Source organism: Nocardia sp. NBC_01329 (genome assembly GCF_035956715.1).
Taxonomy (GTDB): Bacteria; Actinomycetota; Actinomycetes; order Mycobacteriales; family Mycobacteriaceae; genus Nocardia.
The window spans coordinates 706,474-719,122 of sequence record NZ_CP108381.1 but is presented as its reverse complement, the minus strand read 5'-3'; the positions used below and the strand labels follow the sequence as shown (position 1 = coordinate 719,122).

The following is a 12,649-nucleotide window of genomic DNA, read 5'->3' as shown; positions in this document are numbered from 1 at the left end:
TTGACTTTGTGACCTGAACCACCTTACCGTCTCGTATCGAGATTTTGAAATGCATTCCGCATTGCGAAACGGAGAGTTGGACAGTGAGCAGCCCGACCTTGAAAGACCTCACGTCACGCGGCCTGGTCTACGCGCCCGGCGTATGGGACGGCCTGACCGCACGCCTCGCCGAACAGGCCGGTTTCAGCGCCCTGTGCGCCTCGGGATTCGCCGTCTCGGCGGCCCTGGGCCTCCCCGACGCCGAGCTCTACACCCAGACCGAGAACCTCCAGGCAGTCCGCACGATCCGCGAATCCTCGAAGCTGCCCCTGGTCGCCGATATCGACACCGGCTACGGCAACGCCGTCAACGCCGCCCGCACCGCCGCCAAGTTCGCCGACGCAGGTGTCGGCGGAATGTTCATGGAAGACCAAGTCTCCCCCAAGTCCTGCCCCATCTGCGTAGGCGACCCCGTCGACCTGATCAGCGTCGACGAAGCCACCGGCAAGATCCGGGCGGTCCGCGACTCGATCCCCGACGACGTACTCCTCATCGCCCGCACCGATGCCCGCGGCGACGACGCCATCCGCCGCGCCCAGGCCTACGTCGAAGCCGGCGCCGACATGATCATGCCGGTCACCAAGACCTTCACGACCGTCGAGGAATGGCAGCGCTGCCACGAGGAGGTCGGCGTCCCGCTTATGGCCACCCTCACCGCCTCGACCTGGACCGAACGCGATTTCACCCCCGAGATCCTCGACCAGATCGGCGTCCGCCTCGCCCTGCTGCCGACCCAGGTGCTGATGGCGGCGACCGGTGCCGCCCAGGAGGCGCTCCGGCGGCTCGCGTCGGGCGAAGCACCCGCCCAGGTCAGCGCCGACGCCCTCCAGCACCACGAGTTCGTCGAACTGATCGGCTTCCCCGAGGTCGAGGCCAAGCAGAACAAGTACCTACCCGCGAAACAGGACCGGTGACCGCCGTGGGCTACACGATGACCGAGAAGATCCTGGGCCGCGCCTCGGAGCAGGCCATGGTCCGCGCCGGCGAGAACCACGCGGTACAGCCATCGCGGATGATCGCCTACGACTTCCCCGGCTACACCGATGTGATGTTCCGCCAGATGCGCGACGACTTCGGGATCACCGAGTTGAAGGACCCGAGCCGCTACATCATCTTCATCGACCACATGCTCAGCAAGGGCAACGACAAGGAAACCGAAGTCCACCAGGTCACCCGCGACTGGTGCGAGTTCTACGGCATCGAGTTGCACGAGGGCCGCGGTATCGGCCATCAGCTCACCGCCGAACTCGGCTTGGCGATCCCCGGCGAATTCCTGGTCCATTTCGACGGCCACATCAGCGGAGTCGGCGCGTTCGGCGCCCTCGGCTGGGGTATCCGCCGCGACCTCATCGAAGCCTGGGTCACCGGCCAGGTCTTCGTCGATATCCCCGCCACCACCCGTTTCGACCTGGTCGGCGAGTTCCCGCCCGGCGTCGACAGCCGCGATCTCGTCCACACCATCATCGATATGGTCGGAGCCGACGGTTGCGCCCATCAGGTGATGGAATTCGGCGGCCCCGGCGCCCGCTCGATGGCCATCGACCACCGTCAGGGCCTGTGCGGAATGGCCATGTTCACCGGCGCCGTCTCGGCCGTCTTCGAACCCGACGACATCTCGCTGGCCTACGCGAACAAAGTCGCCCGCCGCAGCTTCGACCCGGTGTATCCCGACGCCGACGCCACCTACGCCGCCCGCTACGAGATCGACCTCGCCACCCTCACCCCCCGGGTGGTACTCCCCGGCTCGGCCCGCGCCGTCAACACCAAAACCGCCCAGGAACTCGCCGGCACCCCGATCACCAAAGCCTTCATCGGGTCCTGCGCCAGCGGCCGCATCGAAGACCTACGCGCCGCCGCCCTGGTCCTCGACGGCCGCAAAGTAGCGCCCGGCGTGGAGCTCAATGTCGTCCCCACCTCGCAGAAGGTCTACGAACAAGCCGAGAACGAGGGCATCCTCGACGTACTCCGCGCCGCAGGTGCGCATATCAATATATCGAGCTGCGACTTCTGCTTCGGCTACCAGAAACCCCTGCAAGCCGGCGAGAACTGCATCTCCACCGGCGTCCTCAACATCTCCGGCCGCATGGGCAGCCCCGACGCCAACATCTACATGGGCTCCCCCTACACCGTCGCCGCTAGCGCCCTGGCCGGCACCATCCAGGAGTCCGTTCAGTGAGCGCCTACCCACCCCCACCCGACGTGATCGAGGGCAAGGTCGCCTGGATATTCGGCGACGATTTCGATATCGACCTCGTCGTCGGCGTCGCCAACATCAAGTCCTACGACCCCGACCACCTGCGGTCGGTGTGTATGCAGGCCTACGACCCCTCCTTCGCCGACCGCGTCCGCCCCGGCGATATCATCGTCGGCGGCCGTAACTTCGGCTACGGTCATCCGCACTATCCGCCGATGGTCGCCCTCCGCAACGCGGGGATCTCGGCCATCGTCGCGGAATCCTTCTCGCCCGGCTTCTGGCGCGGCGAGACCTTCAACGGTATGCCGTTGATCACGATCCCCGGCGTCTCGACCTCGGTAAAGGTCGACGACCCCGTGGCCCTCGACTGGCGCACCGCCACCCTGCGCCTGCCCGAGGGAACCGACCTGGTCGGAACCCCACCGAGCCCGCGGACCATCAAGGTCATCGAAGCCGGTGGTTCGTATGAACTCCTGCTCGCCGAGCACGCACGCGAAAGACAGAGTCAATGACGAACACAGCACCTCGCGTCGGGTCCAGTGACCTCCACCCCTCCGGACCGCTGCCGGCGACAGCAGCGAAGAAGTCGAACTCGGTAGCCCGCCGCGCCGCCATCGCCGGCGGCGTCGGCACCCTCATCGAGTACTACGACTTCGCGGTCTACGGCTTCCTCGCCGTCACCATCGCACCCCTGTTCTTCCCCTCCGAGAATTCCGCGGTGTCGATCCTGTCGACCCTCGCCGTCTTCGGTGTCGCCTACGTGGCCCGCCCCCTCGGCGGTATCTTCTTCGGCCGTCTCGGCGACCGCCGCGGCCGCCGCTCCGCCCTCGTCTTGACCGTGGTGAGCATGGGCGTGGCCTGCGGCATCCTCGGCCTGCTCCCCACCCATTCGGCCGTCGGCGTCGTCGCACCCATCCTGCTGGTGCTCGTCCGTCTCGCCCAGGGCTTCTCGGCGGGCGGCGAAGTCGGCGGCGCGGCAACCTATATCGCCGAATCGGCACCGTCGGGCAAACGCGGCTTCTTCGGCTCCTTCACCCCGGTCGGCTCCACCCTCGGTTTCGCCGTGGCCGCCGCCGTCGTGGGCTTGGTATCGCTCGCAACCACAGATGAGCAGATGGAATCGTGGGGCTGGCGCATCCCGTTCCTGCTCGCCCTCCCCCTCGCCTACGTGTGCCTGCGCGTCCGTATGAAGCTCGAGGACACCCCCGAATTCGAGGAGATGGCCGAGAAGCAGCAGGTCACCAAGAGCCCGCTGCTCGACACCGTCACCAAGAACCCGTGGTCCGTTGCCCGCGTCGTCGGCGTCGCCATCGCCATGAACGGCTCCGGCTATATCGGCCTCACCTACTTCAGCGTCTACCTGATCAACGACCTCGGCTTCTCCAAAGACTCCGTCTACTGGACCTCCGCCATCGCCATCGCCCTGGCCTGCGCCACCTTCCCGCTCAGCGGTATGGCCACCGACAGGTGGGGCCGCAAACCGGTCCTCATCGCCGGCTACCTCGCCTACGTCGTGATCGCCCTCCCCGCCTTCATGATCATGGGCGCGACCAGCAGCATCCTCGTGATCGGCCTCGTCTACTTCCTCTACATGGTGCTGAACGGCGTAGTCCAGGTCCCCGCCTTCCCGCTGTTCACCGAACTCTTCCCCCGCACGGTCCGCTACACCGGCGTCTCGCTGGGCTTCAATATCGGCACCATCGCCGCCGGCGGCACCGCCCCCTACGTCGCCGCCCAGCTCGTCGAATCCACCGGCAACGCGATGTCGCCCGCCTACTGGGTGATGGGCGTCTGCGCCATCGGCCTCCTCACCGTCGCCACCATCCGCGAAACCAGCCGCAAGGAACTGCCTGCATGACCACCGGTAACACCGGGAAAGCCCCGTCCGCCGCACTTGATGAGGGTGCGGTGGACAGGGCATCCCGCCCGCGAGAGGTAAACGAACAGTTCGCCACCCTCGTGGCGGCATGGAACGACCGGGTCCAGCACGAACCCGACGCCCCGGCACTCGTCTACTTCGACACCACACTCACTGTCCGCGAGGCCGACGACCTCGCCAACGCACTCGCGGCCGCTTTCGCCGACCGCAGCGTGGGTCACGGTGAGCGGGTGGGCATCCACCTCCAGAACATCCCGCAATACGCGCTCGTCCTTCTCGCCCTGTGGAAACTCGGCGCGATCGCCCTGCTGCTCAACCCGATGTATCGCGGCCGCGAACTCCGCGAACTGGTCAGCGATGCCGAACCGGTCGGGATCATCACCACCGACCGCGATGTGCGGCAGGTCCGGGCGGATGTCGAGGGCACCACAGTCGGGTGGGTACTCGGCACCACGGAGTCGGACCTCCAGTCCCGCAACGACCCCCGCGTCTTCAAACCCGAAACCACCGCAGCCACCGAGGGCTCCGCAGACCATCCTGCCGATGCACCCGACCTACTCACTTTGGCCCACGAGTACGCCGGCCGGAAACCCCCAACGGTCCAGGTACACGGCGACGACCTCGCTTTCCTCGCCTACACCTCCGGCACCACCGGCCCGCCCAAGGGCGCGATGAACTCGCACGCCAACGTCCGCGCGGTAACCACCAGCTTCGCCGAACTCGCCGGCATCACCTCCGGCGACGTCGTCTTCGCCTTGGCCCCGCTGTTCCACATCACCGGAGCGGTCGTCATCGGCGCCCTCGCCCTCACCGAACGAACCTCCCTGGTCTTCACCGGCCGCTTCCACACCGACGTCGCCGTAGACGCCCTCCGCGAACACGGCGTCACCTACACCATCGGCTCCATCACCGCCTTCAACGCGATGATGAACTCGGAATACGCCACGGCCGAAGACTTCTCCACCATCAAAACGCTGTACAGCGGGGGTGCGCCGGTCCCACCGAGCACGGTCGCCCGATTCCAGGAACGCTTCGGCCACTACATCCACAACGCGTACGGCATGACCGAAACCTCCTCGGCAGTCACCGCAGTTCCTCCCGGAAAGAGTGCCCCGGTCGATCCGGACAGCGGCACCCTGTCCATTGGCCTACCGATGCCGGGAGTGAACGTCGAGGTGGTCGACCCCGAAGGCCAACCCCTCCCACCCGGCAGCCAAGGCGAACTCGTCGTCACCGGCCCCCAGGTCATCGGCGGATACTGGCGCAAACCAGAAGAATCCGAGGCCGCCCTACCCGAAGGTCGCCTTCGAACCGGGGACAGCGCGATCGTGGACGAAGAGGGCTGGGTCTACCTGGTCGACCGGATCAAGGACCAGATCAACGTCTCCGGGTACAAAGTCTGGCCGCGCGAGGTCGAGGACGTCCTCTACGAGCATCCGGCAGTGCTCGAAGCAGCGGTGGTAGGAATTCCTGACGAGTACCAAGGGGAGTCGGTTGCCGCCTATGTCTCGCTCAAGGACGGACACAACGCCCAAGCAGACGAGCTGGTCTCGTTCGCCAGAGAGCGTCTCTCACCCTACAAGCGCCCCAGAGTTGTGGAGATCTTGACAGACCTGCCAAAAACGCAGACCGGCAAGATTCGCCGCCGAGCGCTACGTGATCAACGACCGATGTCAGAAAGGCCCTGGTAATTCACGCACCGAGCCTTCGCGCTTGATCCACCACCACGTCTCTCAGATCGAAACTGAGGCCGCTAAACTCACCGGACCACCCGCGTTCGGCGCCAGCGCCGTCCGATAACTATCTAGTAGATGGTGACCCCACTTGGCGTAGTCAGACCAACCGGGCAAAATATCTGCATGACGGCTTGGCACGCACCGGAGCGCGGGGGTCCCCGGAACCTTGAACTGGTTTTCGATTCGGTCGTGAGATCCGATTCGACGCCCTCCAATCACGGCGAACCTTTGTTCGTTTTTCTAAATCGAGTTCACGGCGAGTTCTGGGACAAGACCAGAGACCTTATTCAAGAATGGATCAACCATATTCCGAATGAGGCCGAGTACCGAGAACTGAGAACAAGAATTCGATCCAATGACGACTACCAGTTCCGCAGCGCATTTCTTGAACTATACCTTCACGAGTCTCTCGTGCGAGCAGGGTTCAATGTTACAATTCACCCGGAGGTACTTCACACCACTCGACGCCCGGACTTCCATGCCGAGCGAGATGGAACCAGATTCTTTTTGGAGGCAATCTGCCCCGGGGCGAGCAAACACAGTATCGGAAAGATGCGTCGCAGTGAAGCTCTTTTCGATGCCGTGAACGCCATCAAGAACGACTACTTCTTCCTCTGGATCGTCAATCTCGATGAAGACGACGGGCCGGCACCGGCTGCCAGGCTGCGAAAGCAAATCGAGAAGTGGCTATCTAGCCTAGATCCCGAAAAATGCGGTGACGCTGCAGAATGGCCGATAGAAACCTTCTCGCTCGGTAGCTGGAGCCTCACAGTAAAGGCCATGCCCAAGCCCGTTCACAAAAGGGGAGCACATGAGCAAGCGATCGGTGTTTATGGCCACTATGGAGCGCAAAGAATAGACGAAGCGCCGAAGATAATGTCCGCAATCAGCGAAAAGCACAAGGCCTACGGCAATCTTGATGCACCCTTCATAATAGCGGTCGGAATGTACATGATCGACTCGGATCACTGGCATACCACAAATGCGTTATATGGAAACGAGGTCATGCAAATAGACTTGACAGAAAGATCCGGCTACGAAAATGTTGTCATCACTCGCGACTCGAATGGTTATTTCGGCGTTCCTTCCACGTGGATTCATCACCAGACTTCGGCTGTCCTCCTCGTAAATCAACTCATGCCCCATCATGTCCTCCAGGCAGAAGCAACACTGTGGAGGCATCCGAGTCCGTCGCACCCGCTCGCAGATAATCTGGGATTACCGTGGCCACAGGTAGTGTTCAACGGTCAGGGACTAACCAAGTCTCCCGCTCCGGTGTCATCCTCCGACTTCTTCAACCTTCCGCCCACCTGGCCGACCGGCGACCCGTGGCCACCTAGCTGACTTCGCACCTGACAGACATTTCACCGGGCGAAGTTAGCCGAGACCACCTGCCTAGACGAGTAATTCCCAGGGGTCAGTGATCATAGGCGGTGAGTGATCGGTGTATAGGTGCGCCGGTCTTGTCGTTGTGAGGGGCTCGGCAGATTCCGGACAGCGGCCTGAAGGGCTATTTCATGCTGCCGTCTGCCGATTCAGGTAATCGGCGTGCACCTGCAGTGGCGCCTTGTAGCCGAGTCCCGAGTGAAGACGTTTGCGATTGTAGAAGGTCTCGATGTATTCCACAACTGCGCGCCGTGCCTGATCCCGTGTTTCGAATGTCATTCGATGTAGCCATTCGTTCTTGAGGGTGCCGAAGAACGATTCGGCCATGCTGTTGTCCCAGCATACTCCCGTGCGGCCGACAGATTGCCGCATGTTCATCTGTCGCAGTTTCTTTCCGAAATCGTAGCTGGTGTAATTCGAGCCGCGGTCGCTGTGGAATATCGCCCGCGGTCGAATATCGATTCGGGTAGCGGTCATATCGAGTGCGTCGGCGATCAACGGGGTGCGGTAATGGTCGGACATCGACCAGCCGGCCACCATTTTCGTGTAGCAGTCGAGCACGGTCACCAAATACAGCCATCCCTGTTTCGTCCGGATATAGGTGATATCGGAGACGAACTTCTCACCCGGCGCCGTGGCGGTGAAATCACGGGCCACGAGGTCAGGGATCCGGTGGTCGATGTCAGCGTCGGTGGTGACCGGCCGCCATGGTTTCGGCTGGCACGGCACCAGATCCAGCTCCCGCATCAGCTTGCGGACGGTGTCATCGTCGACCTGGTGGCCCGAGGAGATCAGCACCGCGTGGACTCGCCGATGCCCGTAGGTGCCGTGGGAGTCGTCGAAGATCGCGGTGATCATCAGTTTCAGTTCTTCACGCCATTTCTCGTTCTCCGATGCCGGTCGGGTACACCATTCGTAATAGCCCGATCTGGACACACTCAGGTTCCTGCACATGAAGGCAACAGAGTAGGCCTTCTCCGCGTCCAGTTCTGCGATGAATTCGTATTTCACTGCTGCCGGCTCGCGAAGAAGGCCGCCTTAGAATCAACGGGTCAACGCAACGGTGCTGGTGGAGTGAGGGTTTGGTGGCACGGGTCGGTCGTCCGGGGATGTCGGATGCGGTAAAGGCGGAGTTGTGGCGGCGGTGGCGGGCCGGGGAGTCGATCAGCATGATCGCTCGGGCGCTGGACGTGGCCGCTGGGACGGTCTACACGCAGCTCAAGTACCACGGCGGGATCGCCCCGGCTCCCCGCCGGCCGCGAGCCGGACATCTCGACGCGCAGGAGCGGGAGACGATTTCGCGCGAGCTGAGCCGTGGAACGTCATTACGGGCCATCGCGGTCAGACTGGAACGGCCGCCGTCGACGATCAGCCGCGAGGTGGCCCGCAACGGCGGTCGTGACGCCTACCGGGCCCTCGCCGCCCAGGATCGTGCCGAGGAACGCCGACGCAGACCGAAACAGCGTGTGCTGGAACGTAATACCCGGCTGCGTGCGCATGTTGTGGAGAAGCTGCAGCTGGAGTGGTCACCGGATCAGATCGCCCGGCGGCTGCCCCTGGACCACGCCGACGACTCCGACATGCGGATCAGCCACGAGACCATCTACCGCAGCGTCTACACCAGCAGATGGAAGCTCATCCCGAAACATCTGGCCGAGACCGCACTGCGCACCCGAAGGCCGATCCGAAAGAACAAGCATCACAGCGTTAAAGGGCAGTGGAGATCGCAGATCATCGGTGCGCGTCCCATCGATGAACGACCCGAGGCCGCCGACAATCGCAGTGTTTCAGGACATCTGGAGGGTGATCTGATCCTCGGCGGGAAGACCAGCCAGGTCGCCACCCTGGTATGCCGCAAGACCCGGCACCTGACGATCGTGCAGCTCGCCGACCGGCGCGCCGAGACTCTCGCCGCCGCCCTTATCCAGCGCTACACCGTCATACCCACCGAGATGAAACGTACTCTGACCTGGGATCGGGGCATGGAGATGGCCGACCATCAGAAGTTCGCCACCGCGGCCGGCGTCGAGGTTTTCTTCGCCGCCCCGCGCAGCCCCTGGCAGCGCGGAACGAACGAGAACACGAACAAGCTACTACGCCAATACCTCCCCAAGAAAACTGATCTCGCGACATTCACTCAAGCCGAGCTCGACGCCATCGCCGATCGGCTCAATAACCGCCCACGTAAATGCCTCGGCTACCGCACCCCCGTCGAATGCGTTGCCTTGACCAGTTGAATCTAAGGCCGCTTTTTCCAGGAACTCGGCCTTCATCCGGAGCTCACGGTTCTCCCGCTCCAACTCACGCAGCCGCGCTCGCTCCGAAATCGCGAGCGGCTCTTCCTCGTCCGGGTGCTTCTTCCGGTAGGCCGCCACCCAATTGGTGAGCGTCCCGGAATTGATTCCCAGATCCCGTGCGACCGCCGCGATCGAACGACCGTCACTTTCCAGGACCATTTTCACGGCCTCGTCCTTGTACTCTGGTGAGTACTTTTTCCGCTGCTGAGCCACGACCTATTTTCCCTCATATTTCCGTCACTGCCCTATCAGGGGTCACTGTCCGGAGAGGGCCGGGCACCTCATTGTGCCAGATCGCAGCGGTGAGGGCGAGGAGTCGTTGCAGGACGCGGACGGTGACTCCGGCTGGGGTTTTGCCGCCGTGGCGTTCGAGGTCGAGCTGTCCTTTCAAGGTTTGGTTGATCGATTCGATGGTTTGTCGTAGCGGCTTGAACAGTCGGGTGCCGGGTCGGGTGGTGGTCTCACCTTTTCGGGTTGGACGCAGCAGTCGTAGGCCCGCTTCGGCGATGCGGGTTTCGAATGCGGCACCGAAGTAGTTCTTGTCGCCGATCAGCGTTTGTTCGGGCCGGTCCGCGACCAGGTGTGGGTCGGCCCGGAAGATGTCGAGCAGGGTTTCGCGTTCATCGGCTTTCGCGCCGGTCAAAGCGAACCCGACAGGTAGCCCACCGAGGGTGGCGACCAGATGTAGGCGTAGGCCCCAGAAGTAGCGGGAATGGGAGGCGCAGTAGCCGTATTCGGCCCATCCGGCCAGGTCCGAGCGGCGCACTGTTTCCTTCGATCTGCCGCACTCGACCGGTGTGGAGTCGATGACCCACACATCGTCGGTCCACAACGTCGTATCGACGGACAGTGCCCTGATCACGTTCTTGATCAGGGCGGCCGCATCCCGCAGCCGCTTGTTGTAGCCGGGTTGTTTGGGCAGGTACCGGAACAGATGAGTGAGGTGCTCGTGAGCGTGCCGTAACCATCGGGCCTCGGAGGTGAACCCGAGCAGGGCCTGCATCACCGACAACGTCACCAACTCCGCGTCGCTGAGCCGGGGCGTGAACCCGATCTCCGGACGCCACGGTGCCAGGTCGGGAGCGGCCTTCAACAGGTCGTCGATCTTGACATAGAGTGCTGTTGCGAGGGTGTTGATGTCGTTCGTCACAACACGATCTTGAACACCCTCGCTCGATCCTCTTGCCGCAACACCTTGCCGCCCAACCTATTTCGGACCATTACCTCTGCTTCTACCCACTGTCGAACTGGAAGCAAGACCATGCGCGCCACCATCGACGGGACACAGATCCGAACCCATGCGGACCTGCACAACGCTCTGTCGGGCCCCCTGGACTTCGGTCCGTACTACGGGCACAACCTGAACGCCCTGTGGGACCGCCTGACCACGGACGTCGAACGCCCGGTCGAGATCGTCTGGGAGAGCTCCGGGGTCAGCCGGGAGCTGATGGGTGTTGAAGCGTTCGAAGCGATCGCCTCCGTGCTGATCGAAGCCGCCGAGCTGGACGTGTCGAATCCGGTGGACGCGAGGCTCACGGTGCGCTTCGCCTGACGGGTGAGTGGACCCCTGAGCGCGGCCTGCCGCAGGCCGCGCTTGATATTTACAAGCACCAGGCCGCACCAAGCCAGGATCACCCCTGGGAATTACTCGTCTAGCCCGCGCATTCCACCAGTGGGGCAAACCCGAACAGTGCTACCGGGCACTGCGGGCTGCCGAACAAGCCGCTCCCGACGAAGTCCGCTACCGCAGACCCATCCAGAAGATCACCGCAGACTTGCTGCAACACCCGCAGGCTGCGACGCTGCCGGGCCTGCTGGCCTTCGCCAGGCGCACCGGCACGCATACGTAGTAGCCCGGCCGATCCACACGCCGCTACCCATCACTGCCGGGGTTCGAAATAAGTGACAAACACCCGAGAACCTCTTCCACGACGACCTGCTCGCCCGGGGCGGATACAACCCGGGAAACGACGGCGAAAGTTACGGCACCTATGACAGCTAAGAAGGTCCTGCTCGCGTTGCTGGTGTGCGCCGTTGTTGCGCTGACCGCATGTTCAGATGATGGAGGGTTGCTTTGGAGGAAGACCAGGCACTTTCGGCCGAACTGGCCGAACTGCGCCAGAACGGCGGATCGGTCAGCCTGCATGAGCTGACCGGCGGCGACTGGGATTCCATTTATGTGTCGCACCAGCCGGTCTCCCGCGACTACCTCGAGCGCGAGGTCGGGGGAAAGATCGACATGGACGAGACGTTCATGCAACGAGGGAACATTCTCGTCTTCCTGAGAAACGGTCAGATCGCGCGGGCAACCTACATCACCCCCGACCTGCTCCAGCCCGGTGAATACTCCAGCAGTGTCCGCATCACCGCAGACGGCTATCCCGCACTGCTCCAGATGTCCGAGTAGGGGCGGGCTGCGACACAATCGGCTGGCAGGTGTGGTGCCGGGCCGGTCTTCCCCGAAATTCCTCACCGGGCAGAGATGTGCGACCAGATCGCGGCATCGGTGACGGTGACGTTGAGGAATCCCGGCCCCGACGGCGTCACGGACTCGACGTGCGCGGCGTCGAGATGCCGCACCAGCGATGCTGCAAACTCGGCGGGCTCATGTTGCGGAAGATGCGGCCGTCCGACTACTGGGCGAGGAGTCGACGGTCGCACCTGCCTGATCAGAATGACGAGAAAGGGCTACTCGTACAACCGGGCCGCCTGCAAGACTGGGCAGGTGAGCACCCGCTATCCCTGTCCCAGCTGCGGACACCACGTGTTCGACGAGACGCCCGGCTCATTCGACATCTGTTCGGTCTGCACCTGGGAAGACGACCGAGTCCAGCTACGCTGGCCGACCATACCCGGAGGAGCCAACCGGATCTCACTGGTCGAAGCCCAGCGCAACTATCGAGACTTCAGCGCCTGCGACGATCGCGGCCGCACACACGCTCGATCCCCAGAAGCCGACGAACCACTCGACCCCGCCTGGCGTCCCATCGACCCCGCCCGCGACCACTTCGAAGACCCTCGAACCGGCCTCCGCCAGCCTTGGCCCGACGACCCCACCACGCTGTACTGGTGGCTACCGACATTCTGGCGACGTAACGCTCACAACAAGTGACTCCCA

At 63.2% G+C, this 12,649-nt stretch carries 12 protein-coding genes and 2 pseudogenes; 10 read left to right on the top strand and 4 right to left on the bottom strand.

The genetic code is table 11. The features are described 5' to 3' along the window. Positions 1-83: 83 nt before the first annotated feature. From OG405_RS03340 to OG405_RS03315, 6 genes are all read left to right on the top strand, one after another. On the top strand, positions 84-953 hold the full coding sequence (locus OG405_RS03340; protein ID WP_327150166.1) for an isocitrate lyase/PEP mutase family protein: 870 nt from the start codon (positions 84-86) through the stop codon (positions 951-953). Between the two features lie 17 nt (positions 954-970). Continuing rightward, positions 971-2,215, top strand: a complete 1,245-nt coding sequence (locus OG405_RS03335) for a 3-isopropylmalate dehydratase large subunit (protein ID WP_442790717.1) — start codon at positions 971-973, stop codon at positions 2,213-2,215. Continuing rightward, entirely contained in the window at positions 2,212-2,745 is a 534-nt protein-coding gene (locus OG405_RS03330) for a 3-isopropylmalate dehydratase (RefSeq protein ID WP_327150165.1), read from the top strand. The genes OG405_RS03335 and OG405_RS03330 overlap by 4 nt, the downstream gene beginning before the upstream one ends. Next, on the top strand, positions 2,742-4,091 hold the full coding sequence (locus tag OG405_RS03325) for an MFS transporter (RefSeq protein ID WP_327150164.1): 1,350 nt from the start codon (positions 2,742-2,744) through the stop codon (positions 4,089-4,091). The genes OG405_RS03330 and OG405_RS03325 overlap by 4 nt, the downstream gene beginning before the upstream one ends. After that, positions 4,088-5,803 carry a class I adenylate-forming enzyme family protein gene (locus OG405_RS03320; RefSeq protein ID WP_327150163.1) on the top strand — a complete coding sequence of 572 codons (1,716 nt, stop codon included), beginning with the start codon at positions 4,088-4,090 and terminating at the stop codon, positions 5,801-5,803. The genes OG405_RS03325 and OG405_RS03320 overlap by 4 nt, the downstream gene beginning before the upstream one ends. Before the next feature lie 168 nt (positions 5,804-5,971). Next, entirely contained in the window at positions 5,972-7,192 is a 1,221-nt protein-coding gene (locus OG405_RS03315) for a hypothetical protein (RefSeq protein ID WP_327150162.1), read from the top strand. Between the two features lie 171 nt (positions 7,193-7,363). On the opposite strand, the pseudogene OG405_RS03310 reads toward OG405_RS03315, so the two are convergent. Then, positions 7,364-8,251, bottom strand: a pseudogene (locus OG405_RS03310) (IS3 family transposase); the annotation flags it as partial. Between the two features lie 92 nt (positions 8,252-8,343). On the opposite strand from OG405_RS03310, the gene OG405_RS03305 reads away from it, so the two are divergent. Further along, complete coding sequence (locus OG405_RS03305) at positions 8,344-9,471, top strand: IS30 family transposase (protein WP_327150161.1); 1,128 nt, start codon at positions 8,344-8,346, stop codon at positions 9,469-9,471. A 9-nt stretch (positions 9,472-9,480) separates the two neighbouring features. Here the strand turns inward: OG405_RS03305 and OG405_RS03300 are convergent. Together OG405_RS03300 and OG405_RS03295 are read right to left on the bottom strand one after the other, a co-directional pair. Further along, a pseudogene (locus tag OG405_RS03300) lies at positions 9,481-9,690 on the bottom strand (transposase); the annotation flags it as partial. Positions 9,691-9,757: 67 nt separating this feature from the next. Then, positions 9,758-10,681 carry an IS982 family transposase gene (locus tag OG405_RS03295; RefSeq protein ID WP_327150160.1) on the bottom strand — a complete coding sequence of 308 codons (924 nt, stop codon included), beginning with the start codon at positions 10,679-10,681 and terminating at the stop codon, positions 9,758-9,760. Positions 10,682-10,792: 111 nt separating this feature from the next. Between OG405_RS03295 and OG405_RS03290 the strand changes: the two genes are divergently transcribed. Together OG405_RS03290 and OG405_RS03285 are read left to right on the top strand one after the other, a co-directional pair. Beyond that, the gene (locus tag OG405_RS03290) at positions 10,793-11,083 is read left to right on the top strand and encodes a barstar family protein (RefSeq protein ID WP_327150159.1); all 291 of its coding nucleotides are present in this window, start codon (positions 10,793-10,795) and stop codon (positions 11,081-11,083) included. A 522-nt stretch (positions 11,084-11,605) separates the two neighbouring features. Beyond that, positions 11,606-11,938, top strand: a complete 333-nt coding sequence (locus OG405_RS03285) for a hypothetical protein (RefSeq protein WP_327150158.1) — start codon at positions 11,606-11,608, stop codon at positions 11,936-11,938. Between the two features lie 62 nt (positions 11,939-12,000). Here OG405_RS03285 and OG405_RS03280 read toward each other — a convergent pair whose 3' ends face one another. Beyond that, positions 12,001-12,111, bottom strand: a complete 111-nt coding sequence (locus OG405_RS03280; RefSeq protein ID WP_327150157.1) for a hypothetical protein — start codon at positions 12,109-12,111, stop codon at positions 12,001-12,003. A gap of 145 nt (positions 12,112-12,256) precedes the next feature. On the opposite strand from OG405_RS03280, the gene OG405_RS03275 reads away from it, so the two are divergent. After that, the gene (locus OG405_RS03275; RefSeq protein WP_327150156.1) at positions 12,257-12,643 is read left to right on the top strand and encodes a CPCC family cysteine-rich protein; all 387 of its coding nucleotides are present in this window, start codon (positions 12,257-12,259) and stop codon (positions 12,641-12,643) included. The last annotated feature ends 6 nt before the right edge of the window (positions 12,644-12,649 follow it).

Excerpts from the sequence above, each read along its gene's own strand:
- OG405_RS03335 (WP_442790717.1), top strand. The coding sequence starts at position 971 with ATGACCGAGAAGATCCTGGGCCGCGCCTCGGAGCAGGCCATGGTCCGC.
- OG405_RS03325 (WP_327150164.1), top strand. The coding sequence starts at position 2,742 with ATGACGAACACAGCACCTCGCGTCGGGTCCAGTGACCTCCACCCCTCC.
- OG405_RS03320 (WP_327150163.1), top strand. The coding sequence starts at position 4,088 with ATGACCACCGGTAACACCGGGAAAGCCCCGTCCGCCGCACTTGATGAG.
- OG405_RS03315 (WP_327150162.1), top strand. The coding sequence starts at position 5,972 with ATGACGGCTTGGCACGCACCGGAGCGCGGGGGTCCCCGGAACCTTGAA.
- OG405_RS03305 (WP_327150161.1), top strand. The coding sequence starts at position 8,344 with ATGTCGGATGCGGTAAAGGCGGAGTTGTGGCGGCGGTGGCGGGCCGGG.
- OG405_RS03290 (WP_327150159.1), top strand. The coding sequence starts at position 10,793 with ATGCGCGCCACCATCGACGGGACACAGATCCGAACCCATGCGGACCTG.